The organism is Dysgonomonas sp. HGC4, from assembly GCF_001261715.1.
GTDB lineage: Bacteria > Bacteroidota > Bacteroidia > Bacteroidales > Dysgonomonadaceae > Dysgonomonas_A.
The window spans coordinates 37,195-55,248 of the sequence record NZ_CVRU01000032.1 but is presented as its reverse complement, the minus strand read 5'-3'; the positions used below and the strand labels follow the sequence as shown (position 1 = coordinate 55,248).

Annotated in this window: 21 protein-coding genes and 1 tRNA gene; 5 read left to right on the top strand and 17 right to left on the bottom strand. The window is 34.7% G+C overall.

The features are described from left to right. Positions 1-730: 730 nt before the first annotated feature. The 15 genes from HGC4_RS03490 to HGC4_RS03420 form a co-directional block, all read right to left on the bottom strand. A tRNA-Cys gene (locus tag HGC4_RS03490) sits at positions 731-804 on the bottom strand. Positions 805-892: 88 nt separating this feature from the next. Further along, entirely contained in the window at positions 893-2,008 is a 1,116-nt protein-coding gene (gene hisB / locus HGC4_RS03485) for a bifunctional histidinol-phosphatase/imidazoleglycerol-phosphate dehydratase HisB (RefSeq protein ID WP_050708732.1), read from the bottom strand. A gap of 96 nt (positions 2,009-2,104) precedes the next feature. Next, complete coding sequence (locus HGC4_RS03480; protein ID WP_050708731.1) at positions 2,105-2,947, bottom strand: SPFH domain-containing protein; 843 nt, start codon at positions 2,945-2,947, stop codon at positions 2,105-2,107. Between the two features lies 1 nt (position 2,948). Next, positions 2,949-3,980 (bottom strand): histidinol-phosphate transaminase, encoded by a 1,032-nt coding sequence (hisC, locus tag HGC4_RS03475; protein ID WP_050708730.1) that lies wholly within the window; start codon positions 3,978-3,980, stop codon positions 2,949-2,951. A 38-nt stretch (positions 3,981-4,018) separates the two neighbouring features. Next, a complete protein-coding gene (locus HGC4_RS03470) occupies positions 4,019-4,597 on the bottom strand; it encodes a DJ-1/PfpI family protein (RefSeq protein WP_050708729.1) in 579 nt (192 codons plus the stop codon). Positions 4,598-4,750: 153 nt separating this feature from the next. Further along, entirely contained in the window at positions 4,751-5,200 is a 450-nt protein-coding gene (locus HGC4_RS03465) for a cupin domain-containing protein (protein WP_050708728.1), read from the bottom strand. Between the two features lie 5 nt (positions 5,201-5,205). After that, positions 5,206-5,643, bottom strand: coding sequence for a GNAT family N-acetyltransferase (locus HGC4_RS03460; protein WP_199327717.1), 438 nt, complete (start codon positions 5,641-5,643; stop codon positions 5,206-5,208). Next, a complete protein-coding gene (gene hisD / locus HGC4_RS03455) occupies positions 5,643-6,920 on the bottom strand; it encodes a histidinol dehydrogenase (protein ID WP_050708726.1) in 1,278 nt (425 codons plus the stop codon). The genes HGC4_RS03460 and hisD overlap by 1 nt, the downstream gene beginning before the upstream one ends. A gap of 32 nt (positions 6,921-6,952) precedes the next feature. Continuing rightward, positions 6,953-7,480 (bottom strand): GNAT family N-acetyltransferase, encoded by a 528-nt coding sequence (locus HGC4_RS03450; protein ID WP_050708725.1) that lies wholly within the window; start codon positions 7,478-7,480, stop codon positions 6,953-6,955. After that, a complete protein-coding gene (locus HGC4_RS03445; RefSeq protein ID WP_050708724.1) occupies positions 7,477-7,947 on the bottom strand; it encodes a hypothetical protein in 471 nt (156 codons plus the stop codon). Before HGC4_RS03445 ends, HGC4_RS03450 begins: the two co-directional genes overlap by 4 nt. Positions 7,948-7,958: 11 nt before the next feature. Next, a complete protein-coding gene (gene hisG, locus HGC4_RS03440; RefSeq protein ID WP_050708723.1) occupies positions 7,959-8,810 on the bottom strand; it encodes an ATP phosphoribosyltransferase in 852 nt (283 codons plus the stop codon). A 215-nt stretch (positions 8,811-9,025) separates the two neighbouring features. Further along, entirely contained in the window at positions 9,026-9,493 is a 468-nt protein-coding gene (locus HGC4_RS03435; RefSeq protein WP_050708722.1) for a hypothetical protein, read from the bottom strand. Between the two features lie 15 nt (positions 9,494-9,508). Then, complete coding sequence (locus HGC4_RS03430; protein WP_050708721.1) at positions 9,509-9,859, bottom strand: hypothetical protein; 351 nt, start codon at positions 9,857-9,859, stop codon at positions 9,509-9,511. A 48-nt stretch (positions 9,860-9,907) separates the two neighbouring features. Next, positions 9,908-10,459, bottom strand: a complete 552-nt coding sequence (locus tag HGC4_RS03425) for an RNA polymerase sigma factor (protein WP_050708720.1) — start codon at positions 10,457-10,459, stop codon at positions 9,908-9,910. Between the two features lie 112 nt (positions 10,460-10,571). Beyond that, on the bottom strand, positions 10,572-11,609 hold the full coding sequence (locus tag HGC4_RS03420; protein WP_050708719.1) for a tetratricopeptide repeat protein: 1,038 nt from the start codon (positions 11,607-11,609) through the stop codon (positions 10,572-10,574). 268 nt (positions 11,610-11,877) lie between these two features. Between HGC4_RS03420 and serS the strand changes: the two genes are divergently transcribed. The 5 genes from serS (at position 11,878) to HGC4_RS03395 (ending at position 16,170) form a co-directional block, all read left to right on the top strand. Further along, on the top strand, positions 11,878-13,149 hold the full coding sequence (serS, locus tag HGC4_RS03415) for a serine--tRNA ligase (RefSeq protein WP_050708718.1): 1,272 nt from the start codon (positions 11,878-11,880) through the stop codon (positions 13,147-13,149). 54 nt (positions 13,150-13,203) lie between these two features. Next, on the top strand, positions 13,204-13,614 hold the full coding sequence (locus tag HGC4_RS03410; protein ID WP_050708717.1) for a lipocalin-like domain-containing protein: 411 nt from the start codon (positions 13,204-13,206) through the stop codon (positions 13,612-13,614). Between the two features lie 108 nt (positions 13,615-13,722). Beyond that, positions 13,723-14,244: an SPOR domain-containing protein gene (locus HGC4_RS03405; RefSeq protein ID WP_050708716.1), complete on the top strand. Its 522-nt coding sequence runs from the start codon at positions 13,723-13,725 to the stop codon at positions 14,242-14,244. A 252-nt stretch (positions 14,245-14,496) separates the two neighbouring features. Then, positions 14,497-15,258, top strand: a complete 762-nt coding sequence (locus tag HGC4_RS03400) for an MBL fold metallo-hydrolase (RefSeq protein WP_050708715.1) — start codon at positions 14,497-14,499, stop codon at positions 15,256-15,258. Between the two features lie 123 nt (positions 15,259-15,381). Then, positions 15,382-16,170, top strand: coding sequence for an aspartate dehydrogenase domain-containing protein (locus tag HGC4_RS03395; RefSeq protein WP_050708714.1), 789 nt, complete (start codon positions 15,382-15,384; stop codon positions 16,168-16,170). A gap of 103 nt (positions 16,171-16,273) precedes the next feature. Here HGC4_RS03395 and HGC4_RS03390 read toward each other — a convergent pair whose 3' ends face one another. After that, entirely contained in the window at positions 16,274-16,969 is a 696-nt protein-coding gene (locus HGC4_RS03390) for a YjjG family noncanonical pyrimidine nucleotidase (protein ID WP_050708713.1), read from the bottom strand. Between the two features lie 199 nt (positions 16,970-17,168). Further along, on the bottom strand, positions 17,169-18,041 hold the full coding sequence (locus tag HGC4_RS03385; RefSeq protein ID WP_050708712.1) for a Cbp1 family collagen-binding glycoprotein adhesin: 873 nt from the start codon (positions 18,039-18,041) through the stop codon (positions 17,169-17,171). Between the last annotated feature and the right edge of the window lie 13 nt (positions 18,042-18,054).

The following is an 18,054-nucleotide window of genomic DNA, read 5'->3' as shown; positions in this document are numbered from 1 at the left end:
CTATCGGATGTTATTAGTAGAAAGAATATTACGAAATAGCTAACTCCCTATATATTGTTTGAGGGTTTATGCCAAAACAAAGGATTACTATCAAAAAATAAAATGTAATTGTGTTAATAATAGTTATTTATCAGCTAGTTAAATATTAATCTTTCTTTAAATTAATATATTATTTGCATGGCTAGTAGCTACGAAAGTTTAAGTCGAAATTGGGTAGCGAATAAGTCGGTTTTCCTAATTTCGGATTATTATTCTGAAATAATATTAAGACGGTATTATCCATTTGTTTAGCCTTCTTTTTAATAGGCGATATTTAACTTGAATATTATTAATTGGGATCTAAACTATCTCAGTAATAATCTCTTTAGTTTTAAACCCTTTTTCTTTAGCTCTGATTTTCACACAACTAAATCGAAATTTTAGATTACTATCGATAGTTCTGGCAGGTATTGTAATTTTGCATGTTCAATATAAAGTGAACTTAGATAGCTACATTGTACTCTATCTAAGTTTTTTTACTTAATATGCCGCAATATTACTGTAGTTTATTTTTTAATAAATTTTTAATTTGATCATTTCATTTTATGTTGCAAAACGGTCTAATTAAAACCGTCAGTCTACATAGGGTCTACAGCTTTTTGTTAAAATGCCAAAATGAATATCTTGTAAAATGCTGTCTTTGAATTGGATATAAAAAAACTGATAGACTTTTGATCTATCAGCTTTAACATGGAGGTTCCTGGCGGATTCGAACCGCCGTAGACGGTTTTGCAGACCGGTGCCTAGCCACTCGGCCAAGGAACCAATTTTGGGCTTAGCGAGTGCAAATATAAGTCAATATCTTGATTTAGCCAAAACAATTGATAGAATTTAGCCCAAACTTTTCAGAATGTTAAATAATACCCTTTGTACTAGGTAGTTCGTAATTAAAGATATCTCGTTGTTTTGCCATTTTCATTGATCTAGCCAAAGCTTTGAAGATTCCTTCTATTTTATGATGCTCATTTGCACCTTCCGCTTTTATATTCAGATTCATTTTTGCAGCATCACTTAATGATTTGAAAAAGTGCAAAAACATCTCAGTTGGCATATCTCCAACCTTCTCACGTTTAAAATCGGCATCCCATACTAACCAAGGTCTTCCTCCAAAGTCAATAGCCACTGTACACAGGCAATCATCCATTGGTAGGCAATAACCGTAGCGCTCTATACCTCTTTTGTCTCCTAAGGCTTTAGCAATGGCTTCTCCGAGGGCGATAGCTGTATCTTCTATAGTGTGGTGTTCATCTACGTTCAAGTCACCATTTACTTTTATTGTAAGGTCTATGTTGGCGTGTTTTCCTATTTGTTCCAGCATATGATCAAAGAAAGACAATCCGGTGTGAATATCGCATGCACCTTTTCCATCCAAATCAAGAGATACGTATATATCAGTTTCTTTGGTTGTACGTTTTATTTCAGCTTTACGTTCACCTGCAAAAAGAAACTCACTTATGGTGTCCCAGTTTTCAGTTTGTAATACACAATATTCTTTTAATTCGGAAGGAAGCTCTATGTCTTTTTTCAGAAAAATACCTTTGCAACCTAAATTTTTAGCGAGTTCAATATCTGTAAGTCTATCACCTATTACAAATGAATTCTGCAAATCATAGTCTCCCGAAAGATATTTTGTAAGCATACCTATGCGAGGTTTTCGTGTAGGCGCATTGTCTTCAGGAAAGCTTCTGTCTATTAGAATGTCACTAAAAGTAATATTCTCGCCTTCTAATGTTTTCATCATTTTGTTATGTGCAGGCCAGAATGACTCTTCGGGAAAGGATGAAGTTCCTAATCCATCTTGATTGGTAACCATAACAAATTCAAAATCCAGATTTTTCTGTATGAAAAATAAATTTCTAAGGACTTTGGGATAGAATTCTAATTTTTCGAGGCTATCCAATTGATAGTCAATAGGGGGTTCTACTACAATTGTACCATCTCTATCTATGAATAAGGCTTTTTTTTTCATTAGTAAGTATATAAAAGTATTTAATGATCTATTTAGGATTTATAACAGTCTATTGATGTTATACTTGCTAAGGTTTTAAATAGCTCTAAGACCTTATTATTCAGTTATGTTTTTGTAGATTTTAGGGGTGTCACCATACAGGGGTAATTTGCCATCCCATTTCTCAATAAACATTTTTTGAATTGCAAGATTAGTCATTGCCGAATTCTTTAAGGAATCTTCTTTGCTTTTTGTTCTAGCCTCCAGTAATTGTATTTCTGCTTCAGCTTCGGCTTGCTTCATCTTATCTTCTGCCAATATCGCATTTTGTAGAGATTGGCTACGAAGGGCAATTATGTCTTTTATTTTTTGAGGAATTTCCAAGTTCGAGTTTGTATTTTTTAGGATCAAACCGATTTCTCCCATTTTCGAAGCTAATATTCTATTCACTTCGATTTCAAAGGCATTTTTATTACTCACAAGAGAGTCAGAGCTGAAAGTGCCGGCGGCAGTTGAATAGGAGTGTGCTACAACTTCTTTGAGATAGCTGTTGTTTATTTCTCCTAAACTCTTCTTTTCGTTTTTATAAAGAAGTTCAGCTTTAGATTCGTCGAGTAAATACGATACTCTAGGTTTTACTATAAATTCGGTTCCATCCAGAGCATTTACTTTAATAGAATCGTATGCTGCGGTTTGTATCGTAGTAGGATAAACGATTATTTCTGTATAAAGAGGCATAAATATAACGTACCCTTTTACTAACTTTACCTCGTAATCTACGCTATTGTCAAGGGGATTTCCTATGCTCGATTTTACACCAATATATCCCGAAGGTATATGTTTTATTTGCATAAAAAACTTACTGAATACTCCACCTATAACTATTATTAATAGTAAAATGAGTAGGAATTTCCATTTTTTGCCACCTTTCTTTACTTTTTTCTCTTCTTCTACTGGCATGTTATACTATATGTGATAATGCTTCTATTAGTGTATTGTTTTCGGATTCTGTGCCAATAGTTATACGGAGGCAGCCGTTACATAATGATATTGTATTTCTGTTGCGTATGATGATACCACGATCTACTAACTTATTATATATCATATTTGCATCATCAACTTTGACTAATATAAAGTTAGCATCGGAAGGGTATATTTTTTTAACAAGAGCTATTTTGCTTAATTCTTTCTCAAGGTGAGTTTTTTGCGTTAAGATCGTTTTAACCCACTCTTCTTTTAACTCTAATTTGTCTAACTCTGATTGTACGAAATTCTGAGTTAAGATATTGATGTTATAAGGATATTTTACTTTGTTGAATAGGTTGATGATCTCAGGAGACGCAAATGCCATTCCCAATCTTACAGCAGCTATTCCCCATGCTTTAGAGAATGTTTGTAAGATTATGAGATTTGGGTATTTGTCTAATTGAGGTACCCAGCTTGCTGCGGGAGCAAAATCAATGTAAGCTTCGTCTAAAACTACAATTCCTGAGAAGTTTTGGATTACTTTCAAGATCTCATTTCTGTCTAAGAGATTACCTGATGGATTGTTTGGTGAGCAAAGAAATATTATTTTGGTATTATTATCTGTTGCTTTTAAAACACTATCGGCATCTAGCGAAAAGTTATCATTGAGCAGTACTTGTCTATATTCGATATTGTTGATATCTGCACAAACCTTGTACATCCCATAAGTAGGGTCAATGGCAACAACATTGTCAACAGCTGGTTCGCAAAAAATACGAATAACAAGATCTATGGGTTCATCACTTCCATTGCCAAAGAATATGTTTTTTATATCCACATGTTTTATCTCAGATACCTTTTCTTTGAGTTTCCATTGTAAGGGGTCGGGATAGCGATTGTAAGGACCATTTAATGGATTTTCATTAGCATCTAAATAAACAGAGGCTTCTCCTTTAAATTCATCTCTTGCCGAAGAATATGCTTTGAGATTCCATATGTTTGTACGAACTAGCTGTTGTAGATTCATTATATTTAAGAATAAAAATTAAATAAAGTCTAAAGGTCTTATATTGATATTTTAACGCCTAACAATTTGTAAAACTCAGCCAATATTGCCTGATGTCCTGGCCAGGCTGGTGATGTTGTTAGATTACCATCGGTAATTGCTTCTGCGGGAGCAATGTTTTTATAGTTGCCTCCGGCTAATTCTACTTCGGGAGCGACGGCAGCATAACAAGTCAAAGTTTTGCCAGCAACTACTTTTGCTGCAGTTAATATTTGTATACCATGACAGATCGCTGCAACGGGTAAGTTCTTTTCGAAAAAGTAACGTGTGTATTCCAGTACTTTTTTATTCAGTCGAATATATTCGGGAGCTCTTCCTCCTGTAATATATAATCCGCTGTATTCATCGAGTCTCACATCATCGAAGTTTTTTGTGATAACAAAATTATGTCCTCTCAATTCGATATATGTTTGAAATTCAGTAAAATCATGTATTGCTGTAGCAATCTTATCTCCTGCCTTTTTATCGGGGCAAACTACGTCTACATGAAAACCCAATGATTCTAATGCCTGATATGGAACCATTAATTCATAATCTTCAACGAAATCTCCAGCTAACATTAAAATTTTCTTTTTCATACCTGTAATGTTTTAAAAGTTAGGGTCTCAGACCTTTTTATTGTTTTGTAAGTGTAAGAACAATTGATTGTAATGAATTGAAAATGACTTGTCCAATATCTGCGATTGCTTACTGTCTAAAGATAAGAGTTCTGATAGGATTAAAAAAACGTCTTACTTTGCTTCGTATGTAGTGACTACAAATATGATTAAGGGCTCGTCACTTGTATTTATAATCGAGTGATAATTATTATCTCCCTGAATACAGGTTACATTTCCTTTTTTAAGATCGAATTTGCGTGTTATATTGTCTTCACCAATACGCTCAATGTATTCGCCTTGACCGTGTACTAATACATATATTTCTTGCTCTTTTTTGCTTCCATGCTCATGGAAACCTGCTTGATCACCATTATTCATCAGTACCATGTAGACGCCGATGCGGTTGTTGACTAATTCGTCTTTTTCGAAAAGAGAAAGCATATATACTACACCATTTCCGCCATACATAGGGTCTCTCTTTTCTACGTCAATTACCGTTCTTTGTGGTTTACCAAAAGGGGTAAGTGTAATATCTATATATTTAGAGACAGTATCTAATACATGTTTTTTCTCGCTATCCATATTTCTTAGTTTAATTGTTTCAACATTTCAAAGTGTGGAATACCCACTTCTGTAAATTGATCGCCTTCTATTGTATAATTGTGTTTCTTATAAAAATCGACAGCTATTTTTCGAGCATGGAGATAGATGTATCTATGCTGAAGATCTTTTGCTGTATTTTCAGCAAATTGAAGGAGTTGAGCTCCTAAACCTTTACCCTGCATAAAAAGGGCTATCGCCATTTGACGTAATTGAACAGTATGCTCATTAAGGGGGGTCAATATACAACAGCCTACTATCTTTTCGCTTTTAGGCAAACATGCAACTAATAACAAATCATTTTCATCTTTTTGCAGATCCTCTTTGGTAAAGACCAAACCTAGTGGTTCTCTCAATACACTATATCGAAGAGCAACCATTTCGTCATATTCCGGCGACTGATATGTAATGAGTTTTAGTTCCATTATTTCTTCAAGCGAAGTGTTATTGCATTTTTATGAGCAAAAAGCAATTCGTTTTCTGCCATAATTTCAATAGTAGCTCCTAGATTTTGTATTCCTTCTCTACTGATTTCTTGGAATGTAATTTTCTTAATGAAACTGTCCAAATTTACTCCACTATATGCTTTGGCATGACCATTTGTGGGCAAAGTGTGATTGGTTCCAGAAGCATAATCTCCGGCACTTTCGGGTGTGTTATGACCTAAGAATACCGATCCAGCATTTACTATTCTATCTGCTAAGTCGTTGTAATTTTTAGTCTCGATGATGAGGTGTTCGGGAGCATACTCGTTAGTTAGCTCAATTAGTTCGTCATCATTATTTACTAAGATAGCTATACTATGTTGAAGGGCTTTTTCTGCGATTTCTTTCCGCGGTAATTCTGCTAACTGTTCCTTTATTTCAGATATAACAGATTCTATAATAGCCTCATTAGTTGTAGTTAGTATAACTTGACTATCAATCCCATGCTCTGCTTGAGATAATAAGTCAGAAGCTATAAAAGCGGGATTTGATGTTTCATCGGCAATTACTTGTACTTCCGATGGACCTGCCGGCATATCTATGGCGACGTCTTTAAGACTGACCAATTGTTTTGCAGCCATTACATACTGATTACCTGGTCCAAATATTTTATAAACTTTAGGAACGCTTTCGGTTCCATATGCCATTGCTCCAATAGCCTGTACTCCACCAATCTTGAAAATTTTGCTAACTCCTGCTACTTTAGCAGCATATAGTATGGCAGCATTCACATTTCCGTCTTTGTCGGGAGGAGTGCATAGTACTATTTCTTTACATCCAGCAATAGTTGCAGGTATAGCAAGCATTAATACGGTAGAGAATAATGGTGCTGTACCTCCAGGTATGTATAGTCCTACTTTTTGGATGGCTACTGCCTTTTGCCAGCAAATAACGCCTTTAGTAGTTTCTATTTTCTTGGTTTCTATTTTTTGAGCTGAATGGAATTTTTCAATATTGCTTTTAGCAGTTCTTATTGCAGACTTAAGCTCTTCGGAAAGATACTTTTCTGAATCTTCAATTTCTTTGCTAGATACTGCAAGAGAAGATAATTGTACTTTATCAAATTTTTCCTCATAGCTGATAACAGCTTTATCGCCGCCTGACTTTACTTCAGCCAAAATAGAGCTAACGGTTGCATTCAGTGAAGATGTGTCGAATGTTGGACGAGCCAAAATCTTGTCCCAATCGTTCTTTTGTGGATATTTTATGACTTTCATTTTTGTAAGTATAAAGTATATCTTATAAGATCTTAGACCTTAAATTCTTTTTTTAATAATCCGTAAACAGCTAAATCGGTATACTTATTATCAACAAGTAATTCGCCATCACGTTCAATGCCTTCGAGTGTAAATCCAAGCTTCTCAGGAATACTGCGACTTTTAGCATTTTCTACTCCAGCTTTTATTACAATCTTATTTAAATTGAGATCGGTAAAGCCTAATATCAGCAATTCTTTTACTGATCTCGTTACAATGCCTTTTCCTTGTGCTTCTTCTATAATCCAATAACCTATCTCAGCTTTATGATTGAGAGCATCCATATGGTTAAATCCTATGCGACCGATAAACCTATCTGAATCATAAATACTATATTGAACTTCTTCATTATCAATTACACCTTGAACGTATTCAAGTGTATTGCTTTCATCCTGAGTCCAGTCAACAAACGGTAGCCATGTTCTCAGGTAATCTCGTTCTCTGGTTATTGCCTCATAAATATCAGAAGTAGATTCTAATGTTGTTGGGCGTAGGACTAATGTTTCTGTGATCTTTATCATATAGCCGATTTTGGATTTTCTAAAACTCGTTGTTCATCTTCTTGCAAATCTAGCCTTATTATGGCATTTGATACATTGGGCTTATTAAGAAATAAAACAGCAAGAGAAAACAGTGTTATGCATACAAAAAAAAGTTCTCCTGTTATTATATAACAACCGATAGAAAATAGTGCAACAGTATCTAAGATCGTCCAAGGGATAAGTAGTCCTTTTCTATATTTAGATAGCTTTTCATGCAATCCTCTTTTCTGTTTTGCTTCTTTAATACTTTTCTGAGCGTAAAAATAAGCCAGCGTAAAGCCAATAATAACAATAATTCCATCAGCTATGATATAAGGTATATCATGTTTTGTGAAATTATTATGTTTCTTGTACATCAATGCAAAAAATAGAAATATACAAGGGAGCAAAAGCATAATTATATATACTGTATATAGTATTGTGAAATACTTTTTTACTGTACTCATCAGACTGCTTTTTATAAGATCATTTTCTCAATAGGAATCACTAGTATTCCTTCCGCTCCTAAGGCTTTTAATTTTCCTATTATATCCCAAAATTGTTTTTCTGAGATTACAGAATGTATAGAACTCCATCCCGATTCTGCCAGAGGCATTACTGTTGGGCTTTTCATTCCTGGTAGAAGAGATATAATATCTTCTACTTTTTCGTTAGGTGCATTAAGCAAAATGTATTTTTTACCTTCTGCAAATTGTACAGATTCTATTCTGAATATTAATTCGTGTAATATCTGTTTTTTATCTTGTGATAAGTCGTTATTTGCGATAAGCAATGCTTCTGATTGCATCACAACTGCTACTTCTTTCAGTCGGTTACTAACTAATGTGCTACCAGAGCTGACAATATCGAATATAGCATCAGCAAGTCCTATACTTGGAGCTATCTCAACAGAACCGGAAATAACGTGTATTTCTGATTCAATAGAATTATCTGCTAGGAATTTTTTTAAGATATGAGGGTAGGAGGTAGCAATAGTTTTGTTGTGGAACCAATTAACGTCAATGTAGTCTATGTCTTTTGGAATGGCTAACGATAGGCGACATTTGCTGAAACCTAGGCGTTTGGTTATGAGCGATCCTTCTTTTTTCTCTACGAATTCATTTTCTCCAACAATACCAACATCGGCTACGCCTGTAGCAACAGCCTGAGGAATATCGTCGTCTCGGAGAAATAGAATTTCTACATCAAAACCTTTTACGGGAACAAGTAATGTTCTCTTCTTATTATTAAGTTTGATACCAGCCTCTTGTAGAAGTTCCATTGTTTCTTCAAATAGACGACCTTTTGATTGGATAGCAATGCGTAGCATATATTTATTAAAGTAATTAGGTTAAAAAAAAGACTCACCTATATGTAGGTAAGTCTTTACTTCTTGTGTTATTTTGAAAATACATCATAATAAGACCTCACTTACCAAATGAAGAGAAATAGAGGTGATGATGATGTAATTGTCTTGTCATTATTAATATTTTTATACAAAGGCAAATATAGTAAGAAAAAATAAAACACAAAGAGATTTCCTAATTATTTTCTTTTTGATCTTTCTTTGTCCGACCTATTGCCTACCAATTCTTTCATGTATTGGGTCTCTGCTTGCTTGTATCTATAGATTTTCTCGGCAGATAATACTTTTTTGAACTTCTGAAGGTATTCTTGTTCTAATTGTGCTTCTTTTATTTTAACAGAGCTGCTAGCCTCCAGTAATCGTTCGTAATCGGCATTTGTTTTATTGCTCTTTTTGCGAAGTTCTCTTGATTCTTTTCTGATTGCTCTATTCAACTCAAAACGTTTATCCATTAACTCGTTGGTTAGGGGAATAAAAGCTTTGGCTTCAGCATCAGTCAAATTTACCTTCTCTATGATAAATTCGGCTCTTTTCTGTTTAAAAGCTTCTATGTCAAAATCTCCTCGGTGCGAATGTTCTTGCGCCGATAATGGAAAATATGAAAATATAGAAAGCAGGGCAAGAAGTAAGATATTTTTATATTGCATAATCTTGTTTTTGAATTATTCTACACTATAAATTGCGTCTTTATAAACTAATTGAGTTGCATCGTCTTCAAGAAATTGGTAATAATCATTCTCAAAAGAAGCCAAATTGTCGTCACCTGATATATAATTCTCTTTTGCAAAATTACTAATATCAGGAGAATGGTTCTCCATGTAATTAGTTCCCAATATAGCAATGCCTGTAACCACAGCTGCCGCAGCTACCCATTTGCCAACAGACCTCCATAGAGGAACAATTTTCTTTTGTTTCTTCTTTTCCGGTAAATTATTCATTATTTCTTCATTGAAATTCTGAAAGTAATTTTCCGGAACTCTGAATGGGCTATTTTTTTCGATATTGTTCAACATACTACTAATCTTTTGAGTATAATATAGACTCTTTAAAATGAAAAAGGTTTAATTGGATTGTGATAAAAAATCTTCTATTTTTTTCACTGCATGATGATAAGAGGCTTTGAGAGCTCCTACCGAGGTGTCGAGCACTTCAGACATTTCCTCATATTTCATTTCTTCGAAATATTTCAGATTGAATACTATCCTTTGTTTTTCGGGTAAAGTCAAAATAGCTTTTTGAAGTTTCAGTTGGGCTTCATCACCATCGAAATAAGAATCGCTTTCGAGTTTTGCTTCCAGAAAGTTGTCGCTATCATCCAACGGTACATTTTGCTGTTGTCGTTGTTTGTTTATAAAAGATATACTTTCGTTGATAGCTATTTTATATAGCCATGTAGTCAATTTAGAGTCACCCCTAAAGCTGTCGATATTTGTCCAGATTTTGATAAATGTATTCTGTAAAACATCATTAGCATCTTCGTGAGAGATAACAATCTTTCTGATCTGCCAGTAGAGCCGCTCGCTGAACGACTTCACCAAAACAGAGAAAGCATCCCTTTGGGTTTTCTCATCCAATAGTCTTTTAACTAATAGAGCTTCTTCCGTTTCTGTCATTTTATATTAAGTGCTAATATATTTATATACATATGGGGAACATATCTAAGTTTACCCTAATGATAAAGATATAAACAGTTTTCAGTTTAATTGTAAAATCAGTTTGTAATTATTACATCTCCGAATCGTCTCCGAAGTCATCTTCATTATCAACTGTAGAACCTTGTCCATCCTCAAACCAAGAGATAAAGCCATCTACTTTGGTTGTATTGTTATTCCACCATTCGAGAGATACGGGGAAATAAGAAACACTTACATATCTGCAATATGTCTCAAAATATCCTGATTCTAGTATCTCCGTATAGATAGGGACATAAAAATCCCATAACATACCTTTACGAGTATCGTTCTGCATTTGGCTCAAAGTGAAAAAGATGGTTCGTGATGCTTGTTCAAAATAAGCATATTGAAAGCGCTGATCTTCAACCTTGGGTTGCATTGTACGAAGTTGATCGTATATTTTTTGTCTGTCAATACCATCTTCGGGAGTTAACAGAGGAGAATTTGCCGGAATTTTTTGTGTGATAATATCATACATTTCACCGAATGCGTCTTTAGATCGATCTGTATTCGGTTCAAGTAATAAGAAGAAGTGAAATGATAGAAAGCTTTGTATCCATCTGTCCGAATCACTTAACACATAGGCGTATAGTAAAAATGCGCTGGGGTGAGTGGTATCTATTTCAATAGCTTTTTGCAAATGGAAAATAGATAGCTTTAGGTTTTTAGCTTTAAAATAACTCAATCCAAGATTGTAATGGAGGAGGTATTCATCTCCGCATCTTTCCAATGCCTCATTTAGTAGCTTTACCGACTGATCTATTTTGTTCATATCGGCAAGAGCAGAACTCTTTACACAGTATGCATCTACAAGAAGGGGTTTGAAGTTGGCATTAATAACCTTAGTGCTATATTTTAGAGCATTATCATAATCTTTAAGATGAAGATAAGATAGGGCCATCTCATAGGTTGCTGACATCGAAGACGGATTAGCCTTTAGTGCTTGCTGATAGTAACTGATAGCATCCTGATAGCGTCCTTTGTCGTGGAGGCTAACTCCTTTTCTGATTAATTTGTCAGATGTAGGCTGTGTGTATGATATAGTTGAACAAGAAAATAAGAGGATAATTGTAATGACTAATAACCGCATTCTAAATAAAAATTATATTTTGGAGAAGTAAAAGTACTAAAAAACTCCATAGCGCTCTATATTACTTGTAGGAGTTTATGAATTTTTCGGAATATTCACCGATTTTACTTTTTTCTTATTTATATATACTAACCTCTTAGAAGTGACTTAAAATATTTATACCTTTGTTCGTCAAATTGATAATAACACGCAAGTTAAGGTTCTAAAATTTCTTGTAGTATTGCCAGTTTTGATAAATATTTCCAATATCTAAATATTAAAGAATAAGATGTTAACGATCAAGACTATTAATGATAACCCTGAGGCAGTTATAAAAAAATTGGCTAAAAAACACTTTGATGGAAAAGAAATCATCTATAAAGTGTTGGGCGAAGATAAAAGACGTAGAGATATACAAACTGAGTTAGATGGACTTCTTGCGGATGTTAATGCCAAGTCGAAGAGCATAGGCGCTTTGATGAAAGAAGGAAAGAAAGACGAAGCCGAAAACCTGCGTTCTTTTGTACAAGAGGTTAAAGGTCGTATTCAAGTATTGGAAGCAGATCTTAAAGATGCTGAGGTGCAGGTGCAGGAAATGCTTGTACTTATACCTAATCTGCCTGCGGATGAAGTACCGGAGGGTAGGGTTGCAGAAGATAATGTTGAGATTAAAACAGGAGGTACTATTCCTGATTTAGGAGACGAAGCTCTTCCTCACTGGGATTTAGCGAAAAAGTATGACCTCATCGATTTTGAATTGGGTGTTAAAATTTCAGGAGCAGGTTTTCCCGTTTATAAAGGAAAAGGAGCCCGTTTGCAACGAGCATTAATCAACTATTTCTTAGATAAAGCACGCGATGCGGGTTATTTAGAGATTCAACCGCCTTATGTGGTAAATGCAGCATCGGGTTATGGTACAGGTAATCTTCCCGATAAAGAAGGTCAAATGTACCATGCGACTTTGGATGATTTGTATTTGATACCAACAGCTGAAATACCTGTAACAAATATATATCGCGATGTAATTCTGGAAGAAAAAGATCTTCCGATCAAAAATACAGCTTATTCAGCATGTTTCAGACGTGAAGCTGGTTCTTACGGAAAAGATGTTCGCGGATTGAACCGCTTGCATCAATTCGATAAAGTAGAGATTGTACGTATAGATACTCCTGAGCATTCATACGAATCGCTGAAAGAGATGGTAAGCCATGTGGAGTCGTTGGTGACCGAACTTGGACTGCCTTGGCGTATACTTCGTCTTTGTGGTGGTGACATGAGTTTCACATCGGCATTGACATTCGATTTCGAAGTGTTCTCTGCTGCGCAAAAACGATGGCTAGAGGTAAGCTCCGTTTCTAATTTCGAAAGCTTTCAGGCTAACCGTCTAAAATGCAGATATCGAAACACAGATAAGAAAACTCAATTGGTGCATACTTTAAATGGTAGTGCTTTGGCTCTTCCTCGAATAGTGGCTGCTTTGCTTGAGAATAATCAGAAATCAGATGGAATACATATTCCTAAGGTGTTGATTCCTTATACAGGATTTGATATAATAGATTAAGATCTGAGATCTTTTTATGGCTATACTGCCATTTTACAAAATATAAATTGGCTAATGAATTTTCGAAAATTAAGTCTGCTAATTCTGATCTTCTCTTTATTTGGGTTTTATTCTTGTAGTGATGACGAGAATTCAAATCTGGAAGGTAGATGGCAGCTAAACCAAATAGAGACTTCGGATGGAAAGAAGCAGGATGTAGATACCATCTTTTATTCTTTCGACAGAAAGGTCTTTCAATATTTGAAATTAACTTCAGATACTGAAACCTTTATGGGATTTGGTAATTATACTGTATCAAACGGTGAAATTAAAGTCGATCTGATTTGGGAGAGTTTCCGTCCTTATGAGTGCGATAGCTGCTTAGGATGGAATAGTCTGTCTCGAAATTTTATAATAAAAAGAAATACGTCATCATCGCTCCAATTAGAATCAGATGGAGAGATTTTATATTTCAAAAAATACTAAAAAACAGTTATGTATACCTTAATAGGTTAAACTATTTTTAGTATTCATCTGTTATTTGATATAGGAGAAATTATTATCTTTGTAAAAATAACTTTTAACAATGAGATTATGAATAAACTACTGGGATTTGGATTAGCACTGTCATTATTGGTGGCTTTTGGTTCTTGTAAACCAAAACAAAGTGCTTATAAATCTGTATATGAAGCAGCGAAGGAAAGAGAACTTGAGGAAAATAAAGCTCAACCAGCAACTCCGGTTACTAAACCAGCTTATCCTGCTTACACAGATGCATCAAACGAAAAAGTAAGAACAGAAAAAATTACACCAGTATATGATGCTGACGCTTCGGGACTTAGAGCATATAGTGTGGTTATTGCCTCTTTGAGTGTGAAACCTAATGCTGAAGCCTTGAAAGCCAGAATGGAACAAGAAGGTTACAGAATTATCTTAGCTCAAAACGAACAAGGTATGTATCGTGTAATTATTGCAAGCTACGATGATAAAGCGGCTGCTGTAAACGAAAGAAATAGTATTCGCGACAAATATTTGGCTAGCGGTTCTAGCGATGTTCTTAGAAGAACATACGGTATACCGTTTGACGATCTTTGGATATTGCAAAGACAATACTAATAAAGTCAAAATGTAAAGACCTAAAAATGGCTATTTCAGAATATGAAATAGCCATTTTTCTTTGTAGGTCGTTTTTTTTGTTTTTTGTTGAAACAGATGGTAGCTATAATGTTTGGCTGAGCATTAAAATATTTGAGACCCCTAAATACCGTAAAATATTTAATGAATTTATTGCTCTATCTTTCAATCATAGCTATCTTTGATAGATATGTTTACTAAAATAATAAAAGGCCTGATGCCTTAATGTAAATTATGCGTGTAAGATTTTTAGGCACAGGAACTTCAACGGGGGTACCCGAGATTGGCTGCGAGTGCGATGTATGTAGATCAACAGATAAACGAGACAATAGATTAAGAGCGTCGGTTATTGTTTATATTGAGGGAAAGTCTATATTGATAGATTGTGGTCCCGACTTTAGAGAGCAGATGTTGGGGATTGCTTTCCTGCCGATTGATGCGCTTTTAATAACCCATGAGCACTATGATCATGTAGGAGGTATTGACGATTTACGCCCTTTTTGCAAATTTGGAGATATTGAGATCTATTTAGAAGAATATGTTTCAGAAGCATTAAAGTCAAGAATCCCTTATTGTTTTACAGAATACAAATATCCGGGAATACCTATTATTGCTTTAAATGAAATTAGTTTAGAGCCTTTTAAGGTTGCAGGAAAAATAGAGATTATTCCTATCAGATTGATGCATGGTACACTCCCTATCGTTGGTTATAGGATCGGGAATTTTGCTTATCTTACCGACCTTAAAACTATTCCAGAAGAAGAATATCATAAACTTGAGGGTTTGGACGTTTTGGTAATAAATGCTCTTCGCATAAGGGAACATATCTCTCACCAAAATCTGGAGCAGGCTTTGGAAAAGATAAAACGGATAGCTCCAAAGAGAACTTACCTTACGCATATGAATCATCATTTCGGATTACATGCTGAGATGGAGAAGATATTACCCGAAAATGTATTCGTGTCTTTCGATGGATTAGAGTTAGATATACTATAAAGTCTATATAAGTAATAGTAATTATACTGTACAAGTATTTTGAGTCGTAATACGATCTGTTGTATTAACGCTTGTCTAAGTAATAAATAGGTCTGAGACCTGAATAAAGATACCTTTGTTTATATGAAAAAGTTAGTAATTGTTGGATGTGGACATCTTGCCGAAATAGTTGCGGATGCAGTTGTTAGTGGTTTGTTAGCTGAATATGATTTGGTTGGCGTTTACTCGCGTACAGCTTCGAAGGCTGATCGTATTGTAACAAAGATGCAACAACATGGAAAACCTTGTGTAGCATGTGAAACTTTAGAAGACTTATTGGCTTTGAAGCCTGATTATTTAGTAGAGTCTGCTTCTCCTACAGCTATGAAGGCTCTTGCTCTGCCTACATTGAAGAATGGAACTTCTATCGTCACCTTATCTATTGGAGCTTTTGCTGACACTGCATTTTATCAGGAAGTAAGGGAAACTGCAAAAGCACATGGTACACGTGTATATATTGCGTCGGGTGCTACGGGTGGTTTCGATGTTTTAAGGACTGCTGCTTTAATGGGTAATGCTTCAGCCAGATTCTTTAACGAGAAAGGACAAGCTGCATTGAGACGGTCAGTAGTATATGATCCATCTTTAGAAACAGAGAAGCGAGTAGTCTTTTCTGGAACAGCTAGAGAGGCAATAGGTGTTTTTCCTACGGGACTTAATGTTTCGGTCGCTGCTTCGCTGGCTTCGGTTGGTCCCGAAGATATGCATGTAACTATGCAATCCACTCCCGGTTTCATAGGAGATACTCAAAGAGTTGAAATTAAGAATGATCAGGTACACGCAGTGGTAGATGTATATAGTGCCACACCCGAAATTGCAGGATGGTCTGTGGTGAGTACTTTGATTAATATTGTTTCACCTATTGTATTCTAATAATAGATTAAGCATATGTTATAACCATAGCCAAAAAGGGGTTTGTACATCGTTCTAGATAGTAAAAAGAAAAAGTGGTATTATATAATACCACTTTTTCTTTTTAAAGAATAGTCTTTATATCATTTAAAGTTTTTACTGTATATGTTGGTGCTACATTGCTTGAGTCAACCATACTTTTAGGGTTAAACCAAATCTGATCTATACCAATGTTTTTAGCTCCTATAATATCTGTATTGATGTTATCTCCAATCATAATACAATCGGTACTGCTGGTACTAGATTCTTTCAGTGCATAATTGAAGATCATAGGATGAGGTTTATTCTTCCCTACATGATCTGAGAGAAATACATCTTTAAAGTATGAATCTAGTCCTGCATTTTTAATCTTCTTGTCTTGTACTTCCAGAAATCCGTTTGATATTATATATAGGTGATATTTAGGTTGCAGATATTCAAGTATGTCTTCTACTCCCTCAATAATATTCTTTTTATTGGATACTCTACCCATAAAATCATTGTTCATTTCTAAAGACTGCTCAGTAGAGATAGAAGTGAAGTCATTCAATGCTTGTTTGAATCTTCCCGTCTTTAGTTCTTCTTTACTTATTAGATTTTGCTCATATTGATCCCATAAGTGAAGATTGATGCTTTGATATTTTTGGTAGAAATCGTTGAAACTAGGATAATACTTATCGATCGTGTAGTCTGTGTAAACTTCTTCCAGTACTTGTTTACTGTTAAGAGCTGTGTCGATAAGCGTATCATCTAGATCGAAAAATATAGTTGTATATTTCATCTGTTTTAATTAAATAAGCCTTTGGGAGGCTTTGAGTGTAATAGCTATAATTTACTATGGCTATAAACTGTTTGTTAGTTCTTCTTTTATTACCGATAGGTATGTATTAAAATAATAAAAAGGTCGTAGACCCTTTAATAAACAGTGGCAAAGAGAAATCTTTACCACTGTTTTTATCTTATGTAAGAATTATTAAAGCTTAATCAACCTGTATAATAAGGAATTGACCTAGGCTCCAGAATCTTTTGTAATCATTAATTTTAATTACTACCTGACTGTTTGCATCTTTAGCAATAGTGTAGCTGTCTTTAGGTTGATCAGATAGTACTTTTGCTTTCTTAGCATATACAGGAATTTCTTTTACATCACGAATGTCAATCTTGATGAAAGTTGATTTGTCGATAGACTCTTTCAAAATTTTAGGAGAAGAGATAAAACCGCCTGTAACAACTTTGGCTTCTTTAAGCTCTTTTGATGTACCGAAGATATAATAACCGGTATTCAATGCTTTCTCTTGTTCTTTTATTTTGTTAGACTGTTCTACATTTTTGTTAGAAAGATCTTCAACATTAGTATTCAATTTTTCAACTTCACCTGTTAATGATGCAATTTGAGCATCTCTTACTGTAAGAGCTTCTCTAAGCTCGGTAATTGCAGCACTTCTTTGTTCAAGTTCGGCAGTAAGTCTTTCGACTGTTTGTTTAAGCTGTGCAGATTGTCCTCCTGAACTCTTTAGTTTTTTGTTCAGAGTTTCTATGTCTGCTTTATTTTTCTTAAGAATCTCATTAATCATATTGAAATCACTAGTGATACGAGATTTGGTGTCAGAAGACATTTCGCCTTTAGATCTTGACTCTATGGTTAAGAATTTCTCAGCCTCTTTAATTTGAGCGAAGTTTTCCTCCACTTGGTTTATCATTGCCATTAAATCGGATACATCTGATTGCCCCTTAGTCGAGACTTGTAATAAAGAATCTCTCTCAGCTTGCAATGCTTTATATTCGTCAGAGTTCTTTACATTACATGATGCTAACATGCCAAGGCATAGACATCCTAAAATTACTTTTTTCATAATTATCTACTTT